Origin of the sequence: Flavobacterium sp. (assembly GCF_044349645.1) — a bacterium.
Taxonomy (GTDB): Bacteria; Bacteroidota; Bacteroidia; order Flavobacteriales; family Flavobacteriaceae; genus Flavobacterium.
In genome coordinates, this window is sequence record NZ_JBIKQP010000033.1 from 1 (window position 1) to 21,485 (window position 21,485).

General features: G+C 33.4%; 18 protein-coding genes and 1 tRNA gene. 3 read left to right on the plus strand and 16 right to left on the minus strand.

What is annotated here, in order from left to right; translation table 11 throughout:
- The 3 genes from AC9UFV_RS07480 to rpe form a co-directional block, all read left to right on the plus strand.
- The coding region (locus tag AC9UFV_RS07480; protein ID WP_509574433.1) for a polyribonucleotide nucleotidyltransferase at positions 1 to 2,082 on the plus strand (2,082 nt) is incomplete at its 5' end.
- Positions 2,083 to 2,235: 153 nt separating this feature from the next.
- Positions 2,236 to 3,099 carry a sigma-70 family RNA polymerase sigma factor gene (locus AC9UFV_RS07485; protein ID WP_509522333.1) on the plus strand — a complete coding sequence of 288 codons (864 nt, stop codon included), beginning with the start codon at positions 2,236 to 2,238 and terminating at the stop codon, positions 3,097 to 3,099.
- Positions 3,100 to 3,180: 81 nt separating this feature from the next.
- Positions 3,181 to 3,843: a ribulose-phosphate 3-epimerase gene (rpe, locus tag AC9UFV_RS07490; RefSeq protein ID WP_509574435.1), complete on the plus strand. Its 663-nt coding sequence runs from the start codon at positions 3,181 to 3,183 to the stop codon at positions 3,841 to 3,843.
- Between the two features lie 127 nt (positions 3,844 to 3,970).
- Here rpe and AC9UFV_RS07495 read toward each other — a convergent pair whose 3' ends face one another.
- From AC9UFV_RS07495 to AC9UFV_RS07570, 16 genes are all read right to left on the minus strand, one after another.
- Positions 3,971 to 4,669: a tetratricopeptide repeat protein gene (locus AC9UFV_RS07495; RefSeq protein ID WP_509574437.1), complete on the minus strand. Its 699-nt coding sequence runs from the start codon at positions 4,667 to 4,669 to the stop codon at positions 3,971 to 3,973.
- Positions 4,670 to 4,833: 164 nt separating this feature from the next.
- A tRNA-Arg gene (locus AC9UFV_RS07500) sits at positions 4,834 to 4,907 on the minus strand.
- 33 nt (positions 4,908 to 4,940) lie between these two features.
- Complete coding sequence (locus AC9UFV_RS07505; RefSeq protein WP_509574439.1) at positions 4,941 to 5,390, minus strand: GatB/YqeY domain-containing protein; 450 nt, start codon at positions 5,388 to 5,390, stop codon at positions 4,941 to 4,943.
- 326 nt (positions 5,391 to 5,716) lie between these two features.
- A complete protein-coding gene (gene ftsZ, locus AC9UFV_RS07510) occupies positions 5,717 to 7,717 on the minus strand; it encodes a cell division protein FtsZ (RefSeq protein WP_509574441.1) in 2,001 nt (666 codons plus the stop codon).
- A gap of 77 nt (positions 7,718 to 7,794) precedes the next feature.
- Positions 7,795 to 9,189 (minus strand): cell division protein FtsA, encoded by a 1,395-nt coding sequence (gene ftsA, locus AC9UFV_RS07515; RefSeq protein ID WP_509574443.1) that lies wholly within the window; start codon positions 9,187 to 9,189, stop codon positions 7,795 to 7,797.
- Between the two features lie 3 nt (positions 9,190 to 9,192).
- On the minus strand, positions 9,193 to 9,930 hold the full coding sequence (locus AC9UFV_RS07520; protein WP_509574445.1) for a cell division protein FtsQ/DivIB: 738 nt from the start codon (positions 9,928 to 9,930) through the stop codon (positions 9,193 to 9,195).
- A 38-nt stretch (positions 9,931 to 9,968) separates the two neighbouring features.
- Positions 9,969 to 11,321, minus strand: a complete 1,353-nt coding sequence (gene murC, locus AC9UFV_RS07525) for a UDP-N-acetylmuramate--L-alanine ligase (protein ID WP_509574448.1) — start codon at positions 11,319 to 11,321, stop codon at positions 9,969 to 9,971.
- Between the two features lie 15 nt (positions 11,322 to 11,336).
- The gene (murG, locus tag AC9UFV_RS07530; RefSeq protein WP_509574451.1) at positions 11,337 to 12,425 is read right to left on the minus strand and encodes an undecaprenyldiphospho-muramoylpentapeptide beta-N-acetylglucosaminyltransferase; all 1,089 of its coding nucleotides are present in this window, start codon (positions 12,423 to 12,425) and stop codon (positions 11,337 to 11,339) included.
- 4 nt (positions 12,426 to 12,429) lie between these two features.
- Positions 12,430 to 13,743, minus strand: coding sequence for an FtsW/RodA/SpoVE family cell cycle protein (locus AC9UFV_RS07535; protein ID WP_509574454.1), 1,314 nt, complete (start codon positions 13,741 to 13,743; stop codon positions 12,430 to 12,432).
- Positions 13,744 to 13,861: 118 nt separating this feature from the next.
- Complete coding sequence (gene murD, locus AC9UFV_RS07540; protein WP_509574457.1) at positions 13,862 to 15,193, minus strand: UDP-N-acetylmuramoyl-L-alanine--D-glutamate ligase; 1,332 nt, start codon at positions 15,191 to 15,193, stop codon at positions 13,862 to 13,864.
- A gap of 1 nt (position 15,194) precedes the next feature.
- Positions 15,195 to 16,421 (minus strand): phospho-N-acetylmuramoyl-pentapeptide-transferase, encoded by a 1,227-nt coding sequence (gene mraY / locus AC9UFV_RS07545; protein WP_509574460.1) that lies wholly within the window; start codon positions 16,419 to 16,421, stop codon positions 15,195 to 15,197.
- Between the two features lie 8 nt (positions 16,422 to 16,429).
- Entirely contained in the window at positions 16,430 to 17,890 is a 1,461-nt protein-coding gene (locus tag AC9UFV_RS07550) for a UDP-N-acetylmuramoyl-L-alanyl-D-glutamate--2,6-diaminopimelate ligase (protein WP_509574475.1), read from the minus strand.
- Positions 17,890 to 19,893 carry a PASTA domain-containing penicillin-binding protein gene (locus AC9UFV_RS07555; RefSeq protein ID WP_509574463.1) on the minus strand — a complete coding sequence of 668 codons (2,004 nt, stop codon included), beginning with the start codon at positions 19,891 to 19,893 and terminating at the stop codon, positions 17,890 to 17,892. The genes AC9UFV_RS07550 and AC9UFV_RS07555 overlap by 1 nt, the downstream gene beginning before the upstream one ends.
- Positions 19,887 to 20,237, minus strand: coding sequence for an FtsL-like putative cell division protein (locus AC9UFV_RS07560; protein ID WP_509574466.1), 351 nt, complete (start codon positions 20,235 to 20,237; stop codon positions 19,887 to 19,889). Before AC9UFV_RS07560 ends, AC9UFV_RS07555 begins: the two co-directional genes overlap by 7 nt.
- A 3-nt stretch (positions 20,238 to 20,240) precedes the next feature.
- Positions 20,241 to 21,149 carry a 16S rRNA (cytosine(1402)-N(4))-methyltransferase RsmH gene (rsmH, locus tag AC9UFV_RS07565; protein ID WP_509574469.1) on the minus strand — a complete coding sequence of 303 codons (909 nt, stop codon included), beginning with the start codon at positions 21,147 to 21,149 and terminating at the stop codon, positions 20,241 to 20,243.
- Positions 21,124 to 21,485: division/cell wall cluster transcriptional repressor MraZ (locus AC9UFV_RS07570; RefSeq protein ID WP_509574472.1), on the minus strand; the 362-nt coding region annotated here is incomplete at its 5' end. The genes AC9UFV_RS07570 and rsmH, both read right to left, overlap by 26 nt.

The following is a 21,485-nucleotide window of genomic DNA, read 5'->3' on the forward strand; positions in this document are numbered from 1 at the left end:
AGAAGCATCACAATCGAGACAGGAAGATTAGCAAAACAAGCTGATGGTTCTGTAGTAGTAAGAATTGGTAAAACTGTTATTTTAGGAACAGTAGTAGCCGCAAAAAAAGCAAGTCCAGGTATTGATTTTTTACCATTAACGGTAGATTATCGTGAAAAATTTGCTGCAGCAGGTCGTTTCCCAGGAGGTTTCTTTAAAAGAGAAGCGCGTCCAAGTGATAGCGAAGTGCTAACAATGAGATTAGTTGACCGTGTTTTACGTCCGCTTTTTCCAAGTGATTATCATGCAGAAGTGCAAGTGATGATTCAATTAATGTCACATGATGACGATGTGATGCCAGATGCATTAGCAGGATTAGCAGCTTCAGCCGCATTAGCATTGTCTGACATCCCATTTGAAACTTTAATTTCAGAAGCTAGAGTTGGAAGAATTGATGGCAAATTTGTAATCAATCCATCTCGTGCTCAATTAGAATTATCTGATATCGATATGATGATTGGAGCTTCAACTGATTCTATCGCAATGGTAGAAGGTGAAATGAAAGAAATTTCAGAAAAAGAAATGGTAGAAGCAATTAAATTTGCTCACGAACATATTAAAGTTCAAATTGCAGCTCAAGAAAGATTAGCAAAAGCATTCGGTAAAAAAGAAGTTCGTACTTACGAGCAAGAAAAATCTGATGAGACTATTTATGCTAAAGTAAAAGCTGCAGCTTACGATAAAATCTATGCTATTGCAAGTAAAGGTTCAGCAAAACACGAACGTTCAGCAGCATTTGACGAAGTAAAAGAAGAAGTAAAAGCGTTGTTTACTGAAGAAGAATTAGCAGAAAATGGCGATTTAGTTTCTAAATATTTTTACAAAGTAAATAAAGAAGCGGTACGCAATGTAACTTTAGATTTAGGAACTCGTTTAGACGGTAGAAAAACAACTGAAATCAGACCAATTTGGTGTGAAATTGATTATTTACCATCAGTTCACGGATCGGCATTGTTTACTCGTGGAGAAACTCAAGCATTAGCAACAGCTACATTGGGAACTTCAAGAGAAGCCAACCAAATCGATTCTCCATCTGAACAAGGAGAAGAAAAATTCTACTTGCACTATAATTTCCCTCCATTCTCAACAGGTGAAGCGCGTCCACTAAGAGGAACTTCAAGAAGAGAAGTTGGACACGGAAACTTAGCGCAAAGAGCGTTAAAAAACATGATTCCAGCTGATTGTCCTTATACAATTCGTGTTGTTTCTGAAGTATTAGAATCGAATGGTTCGTCTTCAATGGCAACAGTTTGTGCGGGAACTTTATCATTAATGGATGCCGGAATTCAAATGATTCGTCCAGTATCTGGAATTGCAATGGGATTAATTACTGACGGAGAACGTTTCGCAGTATTATCTGATATTTTAGGAGATGAAGATCACTTAGGAGATATGGATTTCAAGGTAACTGGAACTTCAGAAGGAATTACAGCTTGTCAAATGGACATCAAAATTGACGGATTGAAATATGAAATTATGGAGCAAGCATTAGCTCAAGCTCGTGATGGACGTTTGCACATTCTTGATATTTTAACAGCTACTTTACCTGCTCCAAAAGAGGATGTTAAAGAGTATGCTCCAAAAATTATCACTAGAACTATTCCTGGCAACTTTATCGGAGCGTTGATTGGACCTGGTGGAAAAGTAATTCAAGAATTACAAAAAGCAACAGGAACTACAATTGTTATTAATGAAGTTGATGAGCAAGGTGTTGTTGAAATTTTAGGAACTGATCCTGCTGGAATTGCAGCGGTATTAGCTAAAATAGATTCAATCACATTTAAGCCACAAATAAACGAAGCTTATGAAGTGAAAGTAATAAAAATGCTTGATTTTGGTGCTGTTGTAGAATATACATCTGCTCCAGGAAATGAGGTATTACTTCATGTTTCAGAATTGGCATGGGAACGTACAGAAAATGTAACCGACGTAGTAAATATGGGTGATGTATTCCAAGTGAAATACTTAGGAATTGATCCTAAAACTAAGAAAGAAAAAGTTTCTAGAAAAGCTTTATTACCAAGACCTCCTAGAGAATCTTAATAAAACAGCAAATTAATTTGCAAAATAAACCCCCAATTTATTCAGTTAAATTGGGGGTTTTATTTATTTTCAAAAATAATTCCAATTTATTGTAACTTTTTTGGAGGTTACTACGTATAACTTACTCAACACCTAAAATGAGGGCTAGAAATTATGAGACAACTTAAAATTACCAAGCAGGTTACCAATCGTGAAACCGCATCGTTAGACAAATATTTACAAGAAATTGGAAAAGTTGATTTGATTACCGCGGACGAAGAGGTAGAATTAGCACAACGAATAAAAGCTGGAGATCAAGTAGCCCTTGAAAAATTAACAAAAGCCAATTTACGTTTCGTAGTTTCTGTTGCGAAACAATACCAAAATCAAGGTTTAACACTTCCCGATTTAATTAACGAAGGAAATTTAGGTTTAATAAAAGCAGCACAGCGTTTTGATGAAACTCGTGGTTTCAAATTCATTTCTTATGCCGTATGGTGGATTCGTCAATCTATTTTACAAGCTTTGGCAGAACAATCTCGTATCGTTCGTTTGCCTTTAAATAAAATTGGTTCTATCAATAAAATCAATAAAATGTATGCTTTATTAGAGCAATCTAACGAAAGACCGCCTACAGCTGAAGAAATTGCTAAGGAATTAGACATGACAGTAAACGATGTAAAAGAATCTATGAAAAATTCTGGTCGTCACTTGTCAATGGATGCGCCTTTAGTTGAAGGAGAAGATTCTAACCTTTATGATGTATTGCGTTCAGGAGAATCGCCAAATCCAGATCGTGAATTAATTCAAGAATCTTTACGTACAGAAATTGAGCGCTCATTAGAAACATTAACTCCAAGAGAAGCCGATGTAGTGCGTTTGTATTTTGGTTTAGGTGATCAACACCCGATGACATTAGAAGAAATTGGAGAAACTTTCGATTTAACTCGTGAGCGTGTTCGTCAAATTAAAGAAAAAGCAATCCGTAGATTGAAACATACTTCAAGAAGTAAAATCTTGAAAACTTATTTAGGATAATTTAATCTTAATATCAAAACTCCGAAATCACTTTCGGAGTTTTTTTAATTTAATTACTTTTGCACAAACAACACTACAAAAATGAAAAATACACTTATTGCCCCATCTGTTCTTGCTGCCGATTTCGCCAACTTACAACGCGATATCGAAATGATTAATTCAAGTGACGCCGATTGGTTTCACATTGATATAATGGATGGCGTTTTTGTTCCAAATATATCTTTTGGAATGCCTGTTTTAGAAGCAATTTCCAAACATGCTAAAAAAACAATTGATGTTCACTTAATGATTATAGATCCTGATCGTTACATTAAAACTTTTAAAGATTTAGGAGCAGATATTTTAACCGTACACTACGAAGCGTGCACTCATTTACACCGAACTTTACAAGCTATAAAAGCCGAGGGAATGAAAGCAGGAGTTGCATTAAATCCACATACTAATATCGATTTGTTGGAAGATGTAATAAACGATATAGATATGGTTTGTTTGATGAGTGTTAATCCAGGTTTTGGCGGTCAGTCGTTTATTGAAAATACCTATTCAAAAATTGAAAAACTAAAAGCATTAATACATAAAAAAGGCGCTTCAACCATAATCGAAATTGACGGTGGGGTTACCAATAAAAATGCCGTTCAATTAGTACAAGCTGGCGCTGATGTTTTGGTAGCGGGTAATTATGTTTTCAAAGCGGAAAACCCAACTCTGACTATTGCCGATTTGAAGAAAATGACATCGATTTAATTTTAAACTTAATTCATAAAAAAGTCCAAGAGAAATCTTGGACTTTTTTTATGAAGACTATTGACTTATTTTCAAATAAAGTGTATATATAGCTGTTGCTAATGGAAATAGAATGTATGTACCTATTTTATGACTTGATTTTTTCTTGGTATTCCTCAATAAGATTGCTGGCTTTTACAGACTGCAAAAGTTTAACTTTATAAAGTGCTTTAAGCCGATCATAAGTTGTTTTATAGCCACCCATTTGAATGGCTTTAAGATAATTTTTCTCCGCGCTTTTAATACGTTCAAAAAATTCATCTATTTTTCCTCGAGCCAAATAACCATCAACTATTGAAAGTGTCATTAATTGGTTGGCATAATTTTGCGCTTTTTTTTCACTTCCTCCAAAAAGCCCCGGTACTTGCAGATAATATTCAATCATTGCCCAACGTGCCTCAAGATGATTTGGTTTCAAACTAATAGCTTTCTCAAATGAGCTCTTCATATCGCCAATCAAACGAATGGCAACCCATTTTCCTCCCGCTTGCGATTTTAAACCCAATGCACCTCCATACTTATAATAAAAATTAGCTTCATTAGGTTTTAATTTAATTAGCAATTGATAATAGGAAATAGCTTTGTCCAAATTGTTTAAATGAATTGAAATATCACCGAGGTACTCAACAGATTTTAAAAAGTTAGGAGAATCTTTAAGTTCGATTTCAAAAAGTGGCTTTGCCAAAGCATACTTTTCTTGATTAAATAGTTTTTCTGCTTTCTCAAAATTGGATTGAGAGAAAGTAAATAAAGGAATAAAAAATAGTACTAAAAAGTATTTTTTCATCGAAAATAAATGAAATTATTTTAATTACAAAGGTAAGTTTTAATATGTATTTTGGAAAAAAGTTAATCTAAAAATTTATCTTATTTAATTCTTAAACTATATAAAATTACTTAACTAATATCATAAAAAAACCTCTAGGTTTCTCTAGAGGCTTTTGGTTTATGTGACCGCGAAGGGATTCGAACCCCCAACCCTCAGAGCCGAAATCTGATATTCTATCCAGTTGAACTACGCAGCCATTATTGATTTAAAATTATAGATTTAAAAAAATCTAAACCAGTAATTTCTTAACTATTGTTGAAATGGTTTTTCCTTCAGCAGTTCCACCAAGTTGTGCTGAGGCTATTCCCATTACTTTTCCCATAGAAGCAATTCCAGACGCGCCTGTTTCTGCAATAATTTTAGCAATTACGGCTTCTACTTCTTCTTCGCTTAATTGTGCTGGTAGGAATTTTTCTATTACTGCAATTTGCGCTAATTCTGGTTCAGCTAGATCCATACGATTTTGTTCTGTAAAGATTTTTGCACTGTCTTTTCTGGTTTTAACCAATTTTTGCAACAATTTAATTTCGTCGGCTTCAGAGATTTCTTCTTTGTTTCCTGAGGCTGTTTGTGCTAACAAAATTTCCGATTTAATGGCACGTAGTGCTTCCAAGGCAATAGTGTCTTTTGCACGCATTGCGGTTTTTATTTCGTCCAATAATTGTACTGATAAACTCATATGTTCTATTGTTAAATTGTTATTTCATTTAATTGTTGAATCGTATTGCCCCAGATGGTAGTGAAAAGCTTTTATGGAGAAAATGTATTTTTATTGGGTTTAAAAAGCGACTTTAGAAGCTCTTTTAGGGCCTTATAAAAAACCATTTTAGACATAAAACTTGTAACGGACAGCTGGATTAAGGCCCTACAAATTTAGAGAATATTAATTGATCTCGCAACAAATTTAGAAGTGGCAAATTGTGATCTGAAGATTAAATTTGATCAAAAAAATAACCCGAAAATCAAGATAATTTTCGGGTTATTTCAAATTTATTATTTAAATAATTAATCTACATTGTCATGTAAAAAAGAATTATTGCTTCTCAATTGGTTGTCATTGTTACTATCGGTACCAAATGACATTCTTGAATTTGAATTGTTTTGTTGAGGAGCTGCAAGGTCAACACCCGATCTTTTGTAGGCAGGTTCTTTCTCTAATTCTTCAACTCTTGAAGGGTTGTTATGAAATTTATAATTAAATTCTTTCAACTTTCTTCTTCTTTCATCTGCAATAATTTTAGCTGATTCTTCGATTGTCATTTCCATTGGAGAAATTTCTTCTACAAATGGATTGTGGTTTGAAGTCATTTCTACCTCTTTCACAGTGATGTTTAATTCTTCAGCTATTGGCTCTTCGATTACTGCTTCTACAGGTTTAGAATTCGACAATTTATTTTCAACATCCATGAACTCTTCTAAAGAATATTTCACAATTCCGGCTTCACTTAATTCGGTCATTGGAACAAACTGAACAGGCTCATTTACAAAGATATTTTTAGTTTCTTCAGTTAATTGAAATAAGATATCTTCACTTTTAGGAGTTTCTTTTTTCTCAATTGGTAAATCAAATGAGAAGGTAATTTGTTCTTCTTTTTCGAATATTGGTTGAATTGAATTGACTACAATTTCGTTTACTTCCGGAGCTGAAAAATAGTAATCTTGATCTAAATCTGGAGCAACAATTTCGAAAGTAACTTCTAAATTTTTTAAGAATTCTGATGTTGGAACCAAGTCCATAGTGAACGTTGGAGTTTCCGCTTTAGGGGTCTCTACAACAGGTGTTTCCATTATTGGAGTTTCAAAAACTTCTGCAGGAGTTTCAGCAACGATATCAAACTCTACTTCGTCTTCGATTAATTCGAATATGATTTTCTCTTCTTTTTGAGGAGTTGCAGTTTCGAATGTTGAGAAATCGAAGCTTGGAATTTCTTTATTACTTGATAAATCTTGAACTAATTTTTGTTCCGTTCCAAGTGTGTGAATGATCTTCTTAGGCTCTGTATTTACAATACCATTTTGTTGTTCGATATTAAATCCTGTAGCGATTATGGTAACTGCAATGTCTTCACCAAGAGATTCGTCGTCACCAACCCCCATGATAATATTAGCGTTGAAACCTGCTTCTGTTTGGATGTGGTCGTTAATTTCTCCGATTTCATCTATAGTGATTTCGCTAGTTCCAGAAACGATAAGCAACAATACGTTTTTGGCACCTGTAATTTTATTGTCGTCTAAAAGTGGAGAATCTAGTGCAGCTATAATTGCTTCTTTAGCTCTGTTCTCACCGCTTGCAACTGCAGATCCCATAATAGCGGTTCCACTATCAGACAATACCGTTTTGGCGTCTTTTAAATCGATATTTTGAGTGTAGTGGTGCGTAATTACTTCAGCAATTCCTCTAGATGCAGTTGCTAACACTTCGTCAGCTTTAGAGAAACCTGCTTTGAAACCTAAGTTTCCGTATACTTCTCTTAATTTATTATTATTGATGACAATTAAAGAATCTACTTGTTTTCTTAATTTTTCTACCCCTATTAAAGCTTGTTCGTATCTTACTTTACCTTCAAATTGGAATGGTTTTGTTACGATTCCAACAGTTAAAATTCCTCTATCTTTCGCCAATTGAGCAATTACTGGCGCAGCACCTGTACCTGTTCCACCACCCATTCCTGCGGTAATGAAAACCATTTTGGTATTGCTGTCTAACATCTTTTCAATTTCGCTAATGCTTTCAATAGCCGATTGTTGTCCCACATCTGGATTAGCACCCGCTCCCAAACCTTCAGTTAGGGTAACCCCAAGTTGAATTTTGTTTGGTACAGCACTGTTTTCAAGGGCTTGAGAATCGGTATTACAAACGATAAAATCAACGCCTTTGATACCTTGCTTAAACATGTGGTTGATCGCGTTACTTCCGCCGCCACCAACGCCGATTACTTTAATTACATTTGATTGGTTTTTTGGTAAATCAAATGATATACTTCCAAAATCTGAGTTGCTCATCATAATATTGGTCTTTTAACATTATTAATTATTCTATATTTTATCTTTTTACTGCATCAAGTAAAAAGGGAATTCTTTTGTTATTCTGCGTTGTCTAAAAACTCTTTAATTTTATCGACATACTTATCAAAAAATGATTTTCTTATTTTCGTTTCCGTTGATTCTGGCTGCTTTGGCAATTCAATTTCAACTTCTTTTTCCGCTTCCATTTCAATTTCTGGAACTTCTTCAACTTCTTGAACTTGCTCAACAGGAGCTCTATAAACATTTACTTTCTCTGGTGCAGAAAAGGTAACTTTAACAGCGCTTTGAGAGTTATTTTCAATTGAATTCATTACTAATCCAACCGCTGTTGCGTACAATGGACTTGAAATTTCTTCGTCTGAATCTCCAGCTAAATGCTCGTTTGGATATCCAATTCTTGTATCCATTCCAGTAATGTATTCAACCAGTTGTTTGATGTGTTTCAATTGCGCTCCACCACCAGTTAATACAATTCCCGCAATCAATTTGCGTCTTGGATCTTCGTGTCCGTAAGCTTTAATTTCTGCAAATACTTGCTCGATAATTTCTACCACTCGTGCATGAATTATTTTAGACAAGTTTTTCAAAGAAATTTCTTTTGGCTCTCTACCTCGAAGTCCAGGAATAGAAACAATCTCGTTGTCTTTATTTTCACCTGGCCAAGCCGATCCAAATTTAACTTTCAATAATTCCGCTTGTTTTTCAATGATAGAACAGCCTTCCTTGATGTCGTCTGTAATCACATTTCCTCCAAAAGGAATTACGGCAGTGTGGCGAATAATACCATCTTTGAAAATGGCTAAATCCGTAGTTCCACCCCCAATATCAATCAAAGCTACTCCAGCTTCTTTTTCTTCTTGGCTCAATACTGCGTCAGCAGATGCTAATGGTTCAAGGGTTAACCCTGACAATTCAATTCCTGAACTTTGAATGCATCTTCCAATATTTCTAATTGAAGACGCTTGTCCCACCACCACGTGAAAACTAGATTCTAGACGGCCACCACACATTCCAATCGGTTCTTTTATTTCCGATTGACCGTCAATTTTGAATTCTTGAGGTAAAACATGGATGATTTCTTCCCCAGGTAACATCGCTAACTTATGAACTTGATTGATTAATAGATCAATATCTTTATCTCCAATAACCTCTTCAGCATTACTTCTACTGATATAATCGCTATGTTGAATACTACGGATGTGTTGTCCAGCAATTCCCACAACTACGTCTTTAATTTTGTAACCTGAATTTGCTTCAGCGTCTTTTACAGCTAGTTGAATCGATTGGATAGTTTGTGTAATATTATCTACAACACCTCTCTTCACACCTAGGCTTTTGGATTTTCCAACACCTAGAATCTCCAATTTCCCGTATTCATTTTTCTTACCAATCATTGCGACAATTTTGGTTGTCCCAATGTCTAATCCAACTGCAATGTTCTCTTTTTCCATAACCTATTTTTTTGTACAAACGACTTGCTGAGTAAACCTAAGATTTATTTTTTTATATTTTACTAACGAACTATCTGCCTCTGCTTTTTGAAAAAATGCCTTATAATTTTTGAATTTTGACTCCACATTTATCGTTCTGCCAAAATCTATTTTATAATTATAATTTCTATTGGACATAATTATCGCTCCAGTTGGCAAAATTTCTATTCCAATTATGTTTTTTTTCAAAAAATCATCGTCATAAATAAATCGAAATAATTTATTTAAATCTTTGCTGTTTTCATCATTTATTTCGCCTGAAACTAACGGAACTCTCGCCGTAAAATTTTCAGATAACGGCATTTTATTCCCTTGATAATCAAAATAAAAGGATTCATTTTCACTGAAAACCCTTGCTATTGGTGACTTCTGTTTTACAAATGCTTTTAACACTCCATCTATACTTATAAACACTTCCGATTTTTCAATCATGTTATAATTGTCGAGAGAATTTTCCAATTTGTTCAAATCTACCGCAACTTTTTGAGGTTTTTGCACACTCTGATTTTTTTCTATTAACAATTTATTAACCGTTTCGTGAGTGATAAAAAGTTCCTCATTTCCAACAAAAATCACCTCCGTTTTTTTGATTTTTCGATCCGAATTTCGTTTTGCCGAGAAAGAAAATAGAAAAATAACCACAATGATCATCAAAATCAATCTTGCGTTTATCCAAATATTTTTTCTAGTCTCTTTTTCCATTTTAAATCTAAATAAGTATGTTTCTTGTTATTCCTATTTTATAAATTATTTTTTTGCAATGCTTGCTTAATTGATGGCACTAATTCTCCAATATCTCCTGCTCCAATTGTAACAATAATTTTAGCTTCACTTTTCAAAATTTGAGCAATCAAATCCGTTTTTGAAACTACTTTTTTATGCTCATTGGTCATTTTATCTAAAAGCCAACTCGAGGTGATTCCTTCAATTGGCAATTCTCTAGCTGGATATATATCTAACAATAAAACTTCATCGAATTTAGAAAGACTCTTTGCAAATCCACTGGCAAAGTCCTTCGTTCTACTAAAAAGATGCGGTTGAAAAATAGCCAGCACTTTTTGATTCGGATACAATTCAGAAACGGCTTGATAAACAGCATCAATTTCTGTTGGATGGTGGGCATAATCATCGATGTAAACTAAACTCGATTCTTTTATTTGATAGGAGAACCTTCTTTTTATTCCTTTAAATGATTTTAAAGCTGTTGCAATTTCCTCATTAGAAGTTCCAAATGTTTTAGCCATTGCCAATGCCATCAGTGCATTAGTCAAATTGTGTTTGCCTGGTAATCCAAATTGTAAATTAGAGATTACTTCCGTTGGTGTTTGCACATCAAAAACATAATTTCCATTATCAATTCGAACATTAAAGGCTTTATAATCAGCAATATCATTTACAGCAACCGTTACTCCTTCAAGGTCCAAGTTTTTAGCAATGAATAGCTGACTTTTATCTTTAATTTTATTTGCAAATTCCAAAAATGAAGCTTCAATTGCTGCACTATCACCATAAATATCTAAATGATCAGCATCCATAGACGTTACACAAGCAATATTTGGATACAAATGCAAGAAAGAACGATCAAATTCATCGGCTTCAACCAACGTTATTGTTTTTCCAGTTCCTATTAAATTCGAATTGTAATTTTCTACAATTCCGCCCAAAAACGAAGTAACGTCAGCGCCACTTTGATATAATATATGACCTAAAATACTTGACGTTGTTGTTTTACCGTGTGTTCCTGCCACTGCAAAACAAAAAGTATCTTTAGTAATTAATCCCAATACTTCTGCTCTTTTTTTAACAACAAATTCTCTTTCTAGAAAATAATTCCATTGAGAATGGGTTGTTGGAACGGCTGGAGTAATCACAACTAGTGTATTTTCGATAAAATAATCTGTTGGAATTAGACTAATTTCATCTTTATAATGAACGTCGATTCCACTCTCTATTAATTCATTTGTAAGTTCAGTTTCGGTTTTATCATAACCAGATACATTTTTCCCGATGGACTTGAAATAGCGCGCTAATGCACTCATTCCGATTCCTCCGATTCCAATGAAATAGACGTTATGTATTTGGTTTAAGTTCATTTTACTGGATTGTATTTATTTTATGAGTTTCACAATTTCATCAACAATATCATTGGTCGCATTCACTTTAGCTAACTTTTTTATATTCTCAGAAAGTTGCTTTTGCAAATTTTGATTAGCTACTAAATCGCTAAAAACGGAATTAAAATTTTCATCCAATTCACTTTCTTTAATCATCAACGCCCCATTTTTATCTACTATCGATTTTGCATTTTTGGTTTGATGGTCTTCAGCAACATTTGGCGATGGAATGAAAATTACAGGTTTTCCCACAATACTCAACTCAGAAACCGATGACGCTCCCGCTCTTGAAATCACAAAATCAGCAGCGGCATAAACCAAATCCATTCGATCTATAAAAGCCAAAACTTGAATAAAATCGGAATTGTATTTTTTATATTCATCCAAATAAAATTTGCCACATTGCCAGATAATTTGCATATTTTGTAAAGCAAAAAAATCGAGTTCTTTTTCAATTAATTGGTTCACTCTTCTTGCGCCCAAACTACCTCCTAATATTAGAAGTGTTTTTTTGGATGGATTCAAATTGAAATATTGAATTGCTTCCTCTCTTTTACTATCGATATCAATTAAATCTTGGCGAACGGGATTTCCAGTTAGAATAATCTTTTCTATTGGAAAAAAACGTTCTAAATTTTCGTAAGCCACACAAATCTTATTGGCTTTTTTACTCAGTAATTTATTGGTAATCCCAGGATAGGAATTTTGCTCTTGAATTAATGTTGGAATATTTAAAGAATTCGCCATTTGCAATAAAGGCCCTGAAGCAAATCCTCCTGTACCAATTACTACATCAGGTTTAAAGCTCTTAATAATAGCTCTTGATTTCCACAAACTACTTACTAGTTTTACTGGAAAAAGTAAATTTTGCAATGTTAATTTTCTTTGTAAACCAGCAATCCATAGTCCTTTAATAGCATAACCTGCTTGTGGGACTTTTTGCATTTCCATTTTATCTTGAGCGCCAACAAATAAAAATTCTGCTTTTGGAAAACGTGCTGTTAATTCATTTGCAATAGCAATTGCTGGGTAAATATGCCCCCCAGTTCCGCCACCGCTAATTATGAATTTATGATTTCCCATTATTTTATTTCTTTTTCAAAACTGGTTCCATAGGATTTTCTGAAGCGTCTTGTATGGAATAATTGTCGCTTTCTATTATTTCTTCTTGCTCAATCGCATTTTCTTTTTCTATCTGCTCGTCAATCATTTTTTGTAAAATCTGTTCTCTTTTTTCAGCTTCACTTTGTTCTAGAGCTATTTCTTCCTCTTTTTTGGTTACCCCAATAATTATTCCAAGAGATACACAAGTCATCCAAATTGAGCTACCGCCACTACTTATTAACGGTAATGTTTGTCCAGTAACAGGCAACAATTCAACCGCTACTCCCATATTGATTAGCGCTTGAAATATCATTGGAAAACCGAGTCCGACGACCACTAATTTTCCAAACAACGTATTTGCTTTATGAGCTGCAACGATAAATCTAAAGAAGAGAAGTAAATACAAACTCAACACCAACAATCCACCAATTAATCCATATTCTTCAACGATAATTGCAAAAATAAAGTCGGAGGACGATTGCGGAAGCACATTTTTTTGTACGCTTTTTCCAGGTCCTAGCCCATATATTCCTCCTGTTGCAATGGCTATTTTGGCATTTTTAATTTGATAATCGTCTTCGCCAGGTTTATTTGAGGTATAATTTTCAATTCTACTTGACCACGTTCCTACCCTGTTAAAAAATTTTGAATCTGGAAAAGCTTTTGATAATATTATAAAAAACAAAAGAAAAACAATCCCCGAACCGATAATAACTCCTATATATTTCAACGGATAATTCCCAACAAATGTTAACATAATTACCATCGCAAAAATAAGCGCTGTGGTAGAAAAATTAGCTGGAAGAATTAAACCTAAAGTAATAAATACTGGAATCCATAAATCTAAAAATGAAGATTTAAAAGATACCGGTTCTTCTGTTTTTCTTGAGAGAAATCTCGCAACAAAAATCATTAATATTACGAAAGCAAAAGTCGATGTTTGAAACGTAATTCCAATGAATGGCACTTTGATCCAGCGACTTGCATTTGCACCAGCGATAACAGTTCCTTTAACCAAAGTATAGACCAAAAGTAACCAAACAATTGGCAGAGCAATTTTTGAAATGGGTCTGAAATAGTGATATGGGATTTTGTGAACTCCATAAATTATTAAGAAACCCATGAAAATATGAGCTAAATGCGTTAGCAAATAACTTATCGTATTTCCGTCACCGCCATTGGTAAAAGCCAAATTACTACTTGCACTAAAAACAGGCATAAACGAAAACAAAGCTAATAGGGCCACGAATGTCCATATTACTTTATCTCCTTTTAAATTGTTTATTAGTTCTTTCAAAACTGATTTTTAATTTTTGATTTAATATAAAAGATTTATAATTCTGAATTCATATGTTATCATTTTAAGACGATTCCGATAATTAAATCTGAAATCTTAATTCTGAAATCATAAAATATTACAAATGTTGCACTGCATTTTTAAATTGATTCCCTCTATCTTCATAGTTTTCGAACAAATCGAAACTTGCGCAAGCTGGTGATAAAAGCACTGTATCTCCTTTTTCCGCTAATCGTTGTGACATGGTAACAGCATCTTTCATGCTAGTTACTTCGATCATCATGTCTACAATATTTCCGAAAGAATCGATAATTTTCTTGTTATCAACACCAAGACAAATAATTGCTTTCACTTTTTCATGAACTAAAGACATCAATTCTGAATAATCATTTCCTTTATCAACACCACCAACAATCCATACTGTAGGTGTGTTCATGCTATCCAAAGCAAAGAAAGTTGCGTTAACATTGGTTGCCTTAGAATCGTTTATGTATTGCACGTTTTGGATTTTAAGTACTTTTTCTAAACGGTGTTCCACTCCTTGAAAATTCGACAAACTTTCACGAATGGTTTGCTTACGTATTTGCATCAATTTCGCGACCGAAGTTGCTGCCATTGCGTTTTTCATGTTGTGTTTTCCTTCTAATGCAATGTACTGCGTTTCCATTACAAATTCTTCTTGGTTGATGTTGATTTCCATAATATTATCTTTTAAAAATGCTCCGTTTTCAACTGCTTTTGAAATTGAAAAAGGAATTAATTGTGCTTTCGTTTTATTTGTTTTAAACCATTCATTCATTGCTTCATCATCTGCATCATAAATCAAAAAATTATTTTCTGTTTGATTCATTGTAATTCTAAATTTTGAAGCTATATAGTTCTCATATTTATATTCATATCGATCTAAATGATCTGGGCTAATATTGGTTATAATTGCAATTTCAGGCTTGTAATTTATGATGCCGTCCAATTGAAAACTGCTTAATTCCAGCACGTAGACATCGTAATTGTCCTCTGCAACTTGCCAAGCAAAGCTTCTTCCAATATTTCCTCCTAGACCAACATTTAGCCCTGCCGATTTTAGCAAATGATAGGTTAACATTGTAGTTGTTGTTTTTCCATTACTACCTGTAATACCAATCGTTTTTGCTTTTGTAAATGGAGCTGCAAACTCAATTTCAGAAATTACTGGAATATTTTTTGCAACAAGTAATTTTACAATCGGGGACTTTTCAGGAATTCCAGGACTTTTCATCACCACATCGGCATTTAGAATCGACTCTTCTGTATGCTTTTCTTCTTCCCAAATTATTCCGTATTTATTAAGAACGTCTTTATAATTTTGTTTTATTTTCCCAAAATCAGAAACAAAAACATCGTATCCTTCTTTCTTTCCTAGGATTGCGGTTCCAACACCGCTTTCGCCACCACCAAGTATGACCAATCTCATATTATCTTAATTTCAATGTGACAATTGAAAGTATTGCCAATAATATTCCTACAATCCAAAATCGGGTTACAATTTTACTTTCGTGATAGCCTTTTTTCTGATAGTGGTGATGTAACGGGGACATTAAAAATATTCGTCTTCCTTCACCAAAACGTTTTTTCGTGTATTTGAAATAAGCTACTTGAAGTACTACTGAAAAATTCTCTGCTAAGAAAATACCACACAATAATGGAATAAGCATCTCTTTTCGAACAGAGATTGCCAAAACAGCTATTATAGCTCCAATAGTTAAACTTCCTGTATCACCCATGAATACTGAAGCCGGATACGAATTATACCATAAAAATCCAACTAGCGCTCCAATAAATGCCGCAATAAAAACAGTCATTTCTCCTGAATCTGGGATATACATGATGTTCAAATAATTTGAAAAAACGATATTTCCTGATACAAATGTGAATATTGCCAATGCGAGCACTGATATTGCTGAAGTTCCTGCGGCTAAACCATCAATTCCATCGGTTAGATTGGCCCCGTTTGAAACTGCAGTAATAATGAATATTACAAATGGAATAAAGATTAACCAAGCCCATTTTTCATATCCATCACCTGTCCAAGCAAGTATTTCTGCATAATCAAATTCATTATTCTTAAAAAACGGAATTGTTGTTGCAGTCGATTTTTCTTCAACTGGCGCTTGCTGAATTACATTTTCAGTTTGCACCATTGGAGCTTTATAATTGGTTTCTTTCCTAATTGTTACATCTGGGTGTAAATACAAAACAGAGCCTACGATTATTCCCAACCCTACTTGTCCTATAACTTTAAAAATACCCTTTAAACCTTCTTTGTCTTTCTTGAAAATTTTAATATAATCATCAATAAAACCAATTGTTCCCATCCAAATTGTGGTTACAATTAATAGGATAATGTAGATATTATTCAATTTTGTCAATAATAAAACTGGGATTAAAGTGGCTATAATTATTATTATACCACCCATTGTTGGCGTTCCAGCTTTTTGTGATTGTCCTTCCAGACCAAGTTCTCGAACCGTTTCTCCTACTTGTTGGTTTCTCAAGAAATTGATTATTCTCTTTCCGAAAATAGTTGAAATCAATAATGATAAAATTAATGCTAGTGCTGATCTAAAAGTTATATATTGAAACACTCCGGTACCCGGAATATTTAATGCTTTATTAAGGTATTCAAATAAATAGTATAACATAGTTTCGTTTATTTGTTCAATTGATCTAACATTTCTTTTACAATTTTCATATCGTCAAAATCATGGCGAACTCCATTAATTTCTTGATAGGTTTCATGTCCTTTTCCTGCAATTAGGATAATATCATTGGCTTGAGCCAATTGACATGCTGTTTTTATTGCTTGTTTTCTATCTACTATAGAAACTGTTTTTTTATAATTATGAGGAGCAACGCCAGCCTCCATTTCTTCAATAATAGTTTCAGGATTCTCCGTTCTTGGATTATCAGATGTAATGATAATTTTGTCACTTAAATCAGCTGCAATTCCAGCCATTACTGGTCTTTTTGTTTTGTCTCTATCACCTCCACAACCCACAACAGTAATTAATTGTTCGTTTTTTGTTCGAATATCATTGATGGTTTTCAATACATTTTCTAAAGCATCTGGAGTGTGAGCGTAATCAACAATGGCTGTTATTTTACCATTGGAAATAATGTATTGAAATCTACCTGATACACTTTCTAACTCCGATAATAATCGAAGTATTTCTAATGATTCCATTCCCAATTCAACTGCTGTACCATAAATAGCAAGTAAATTGTAGGCATTAAAAGTTCCAATTAAACGAACCCAAACTTCATTATCATTGATTTTTAATAACAAACCAGACAACTGATTTTCTAAAATTTGTGCTTTATAATCAGCATAGGTTTTTAAAGCATAAGTCAATTTTCTTGCATTTGTATTTTGTAACATTACAGGACCGTTTTTATCATCAATATTTGATAATGCAAAAGCAGTTTTAGGTAAATAATCGAAGAATGATTTTTTTACATCTCGGTATTCAGAAAAGGTAGCATGATAATCTAAATGGTCGTGTGACAAATTAGTAAAAACTCCTCCTGTAAAATGCAAACCTTCAGTTCGTTTTTGGTGAATTCCATGAGAACTCACTTCCATAAAACAGTATTGAACTCCTGCATTTACCATTTCATTTAAAAAATAATTTATCGAAATAGAATCAGGTGTAGTGTGAGTTGCCTTATATTCATTTGTATCAACAACAATTTTTACTGTGGAAAGCAGTCCTGTTTTAAAACCTGCTTTTTGAAATAATTGAAACAATAAAGAAGCAATTGTTGTTTTGCCGTTGGTTCCTGTAATTCCAATTAATTTTAATTTTTGAGAAGGATTATCAAAATAATTAGCAGCCATAAAAGCCATTGCTTTATTGGTATCATTCACTTTTATGTAAGTAACACCAGAAACTATAATCTCAGGAAAACTATCACAAATAATAGCAATTGCACCTTTATTAATAGCTGTTTCTATAAATTCATGTCCGTCAGAAATTGTTCCGCGAATAGCAATAAAGACATCGTTCTCAGAAACTTTTCGAGAATCAAATTCCATTTTTTCAATAGCAACATCTGTTGAACCATGAACGGCTTCAATTGCTACTTTCCAAAGTATGTCTTTTAAATTAATCACGATAATTCTAATGTTATAATTGTATCACTTTTTATTGCTTCGCCTGGGTTTAAAGATTGTTTTTTAACTTTTCCAACCCCAATTACTTTTACTTTCACTTTTAAATTCCCTAGTAAAGCCACTGCATCCATTCCTGACATTCCTTTTAAATTTGGAATTACATTCTTTTTTTCCTGTGCTTTTTTATAGTAATCTGAATAGTTTTTTTCTTGATTTGAATTTTTCAATTCTAAATTTTTCACTATATTTTTTGTAGGAGAATCTGTAAATATTTTTTGAGCAATTCTGGTAAAAACAGGACCAGCCACATCAGCTCCGTAATATTGATTGGTAGAAGTATCTGGTTTGTGAACCACTACAATGCAAGAATATTTAGGGTTTTCTGCAGGAAAATAACCTACAAATGAGGAAATATAATGCTTGTCAGCACCCCCATTTGATCCATAATTGGCTTGAGCCGTTCCTGTTTTTCCTGCAAACGAAAAATCTTTTGAGTAAAGGTCTTTTGCAGTTCCACGTTTAACAACATTTTCTAGAACAGCTCTCAATTTTAAAAGAGTAGCATTAGAACAAATCTTAGGATTCATTACTATTTTATCGAATTTTTTGATTGTTTTATTCCATTCTTTAATTTCAGAAACGAATTGTGGTTTTACCATTTCACCATTATTTGCTACAGAATTATAGAATGTTAATGTTTGTAAAGGGGTTATAGAAACTTCGTAACCAAAAGCCATTGAAGGCAATGACATCGGTGACCAACTCTTATCTGTAGGTTGAGGAACTCTTGGAATTCCTTCACCTTGAATTGACAATCCCAATGGTTTATTTAATCCGAAAGCATTTAAATGATTCACAAATTGTGACGGATTTTTTTTATAATTATTATAAACGGCTTGTACTAACACCGTATTTGAAGATTTCTCAAATCCTTTTGCCAAAGAGATTGTTCCGTAACCTCCATCATGAGAATCTTTTACTCTTCTCCCTTCTATCATCATTAATCCACCATTCGTATTAAATACTGTACTTGTATCCACTTTTTTATCTTCTAAAAGCGCCATCATATCGGCTAATTTATAAGTAGAACCTGGTTCATGAGATTCTTGAATAGCATAATTTGTAGTTTCAGCATAAGTATTTTCAGCAATTCTACCTAAATTTGATATTGCTTTTATATAACCTGTTTTGGTTTCCATAACTACAACGCATCCATGTTCAGCTTTGAATTTTAAAAGTTGGTCCATTAAAGCATGGTGTGCAATATCTTGTATGTACACATCAAGAGTAGAAATGATATCATATCCATCTTGTGGCTCCACTTCATTCACATCACGAATAGGTTTCCATTGCCCTTTTGCAATTTTTTGTTTTAATACTTTCCCGTCTTTACCGTTTAAGTACTTTCTAAAAGCCCATTCAATTCCTTTTCCGTCAGGCAACCCTTCAGGTGTAATACGCTCATATCCAATAGTTCTGGAGGCAATTTCGCCTATAGGATGTTTTCTAACCACTTGTTGATCTACAATAATTCCTCCTCTATATATTCCCAATTTGAAAAGTGGAAATTTTTTAATTTTCATGTATTGAGTGTAGCTCAAATCTTTGGCTAACAAGTAAAATCTGTTGCCACTCGTTCTTGCTCTTGTTAATTCTGAATGGAAATAATTACTTGGTTTATTAAATAGTACCGCTAATGAATCAGACAAAGGTTTTATATTCTTGTGAAAATCTTTATCATTAGGAGCTAAAGCATCAAATCGAATATTGTAATTTGGAATTGATGTAGCTAATAAGCTACCATCTGCAGAATAAATATTTCCTTTATTTGCTGGGATAACAAAGTTTTGAATGGAATGCTTATTCGCTAATTTGCGCAAAGAATCTCCCTCTACCCATTGGATATTTGTTATTTTTAATACAATTGCAAGCGCCATAAAAAAGATGACAACTGCAACTACATAAATTCTTAGGATGATATTTTTATTATTCTCTACCATAGATTTTTAAAAAACCCTTTTTCTTCTTTTTCCTTTATAATTACTTTAACCGGTGGAACTGATGCAGGTAAAATTCCTTTAACCGCCATTTTTTCAGTTACCGTCGATTCCATTTTCAATTTCATTAATTCTGAACGTCGATCAACAAATTCTGAACGCAACTCTTTTACCTCTCCCGATAATTGAACTATTTTAAATACTTTTTGATCAACATTATTATTGTTTGCAATCATAATTATTGCAAGAAGAATCAAAAAAACGATGAAGCGCCAATTTTTTGCTGCGTTCGCTTCTTCGTTGATTAAAAATCTTGCTTTTAATATGCTGTAAACACCGTTTTTCATTTATTACTTTTTTTCCGCAATTCTCAATTTTGCACTTCTTGCTCTGTTGTTGCTTTTTATTTCTTGAAAATCGGGAACTATTAATTTCCCAATTGTTTTAAAAGGAACCGAAAAATTTCCGAAGAAATCGCGTTCTGGTTCACCTTCAAACATTCCATTTTTCATAATTCTTTTTACCAATCTGTCTTCCAATGAATGGTAAGAAATAACACTTAATCTTCCGCCTGGCTTCAATATTTCTAGAGATTGCTCTAAAAACTCCTTTAAAACCTCCATTTCTTGGTTGACTTCAATTCGTATTGCTTGATACATTTGAGCCAATATCTTATGACTTTTATGCGCTTGTAAAAAACGCCCAAGAACTACTTTCAACTGTTCCGTATTTCTTATGGGTTCAAAATCACGTGCTTCAATAATCACTCGAGCTATTACCGGAGCATTTTTTAATTCACCATAATCAAGAAATACTCGTCTCAAATTTTCTTCATCGTATTCGTTGACTACCTTATAGGCATTTAGATCTTGCTTTTGACTCATTCTCATGTCCAATTCTCCTTCAAAACGAGTCGAAAAACCACGTTCAGCAACATCAAATTGGTGAGATGAAACTCCTAAATCACCTAAAATTCCATCAACGCTTTTTACATTGTTAAATCGTAAAAATCTTTTTATGAATCGAAAATTCTCGTTTATCAAAACAAATCGCTCGTCATCAATTGAATTCGCAAGCGCATCTTCATCTTGATCGAAAGCATACAATCTACCGTTAGGACCTAACCTACTCAAGATTTCTCTCGAATGACCACCACCTCCAAAAGTCACATCTACATAAATTCCGTCAGGTTTAATATCTAGTCCGTCAACAGATTCTTTTAATAAAACAGGATTATGATATTCCATTTTCATCATCATTTACATTACCCATTACCTCTTCTGCTAAATCTGCAAAGTCAACTTCATCATTAGAAATGAAATTTTCATACAAATCTTTATCCCAAATTTCAACTATATTAACTGCTGAAGAAAGCACCAAATCTTTGGAAATTGATGCAAAGGCAACCAAATCTTTAGGTACTAATAATCTACCTAAAGCGTCTATTTCTACCACTTTAACACCAGCGGTAAAACGACGGATAAAATCATTATTCTTTTTCACAAATCGGTTCAACTTGTTGATTTTATTCATCATCAAGTTCCATTCTGCCATTGGATACAATTCTAAACAAGGTTGAAAAACCGAACGCTTCA

Coding starts and splice junctions, on each gene's coding strand:
- AC9UFV_RS07485 (WP_509522333.1), top strand. CDS start 2,236: ATGAGACAACTTAAAATTACCAAGCAGGTTACCAATCGTGAAACCGCA.
- rpe (WP_509574435.1), top strand. CDS start 3,181: ATGAAAAATACACTTATTGCCCCATCTGTTCTTGCTGCCGATTTCGCC.
- AC9UFV_RS07495 (WP_509574437.1), bottom strand. CDS start 4,669: ATGAAAAAATACTTTTTAGTACTATTTTTTATTCCTTTATTTACTTTC.
- AC9UFV_RS07505 (WP_509574439.1), bottom strand. CDS start 5,390: ATGAGTTTATCAGTACAATTATTGGACGAAATAAAAACCGCAATGCGT.
- ftsZ (WP_509574441.1), bottom strand. CDS start 7,717: ATGATGAGCAACTCAGATTTTGGAAGTATATCATTTGATTTACCAAAA.
- ftsA (WP_509574443.1), bottom strand. CDS start 9,189: ATGGAAAAAGAGAACATTGCAGTTGGATTAGACATTGGGACAACCAAA.
- AC9UFV_RS07520 (WP_509574445.1), bottom strand. CDS start 9,930: ATGGAAAAAGAGACTAGAAAAAATATTTGGATAAACGCAAGATTGATT.
- murC (WP_509574448.1), bottom strand. CDS start 11,321: ATGAACTTAAACCAAATACATAACGTCTATTTCATTGGAATCGGAGGA.
- murG (WP_509574451.1), bottom strand. CDS start 12,425: ATGGGAAATCATAAATTCATAATTAGCGGTGGCGGAACTGGGGGGCAT.
- murD (WP_509574457.1), bottom strand. CDS start 15,193: ATGAGATTGGTCATACTTGGTGGTGGCGAAAGCGGTGTTGGAACCGCA.
- mraY (WP_509574460.1), bottom strand. CDS start 16,421: ATGTTATACTATTTATTTGAATACCTTAATAAAGCATTAAATATTCCG.
- AC9UFV_RS07555 (WP_509574463.1), bottom strand. CDS start 19,893: ATGGTAGAGAATAATAAAAATATCATCCTAAGAATTTATGTAGTTGCA.
- AC9UFV_RS07560 (WP_509574466.1), bottom strand. CDS start 20,237: ATGAAAAACGGTGTTTACAGCATATTAAAAGCAAGATTTTTAATCAAC.
- rsmH (WP_509574469.1), bottom strand. CDS start 21,149: ATGATGATGAAAATGGAATATCATAATCCTGTTTTATTAAAAGAATCT.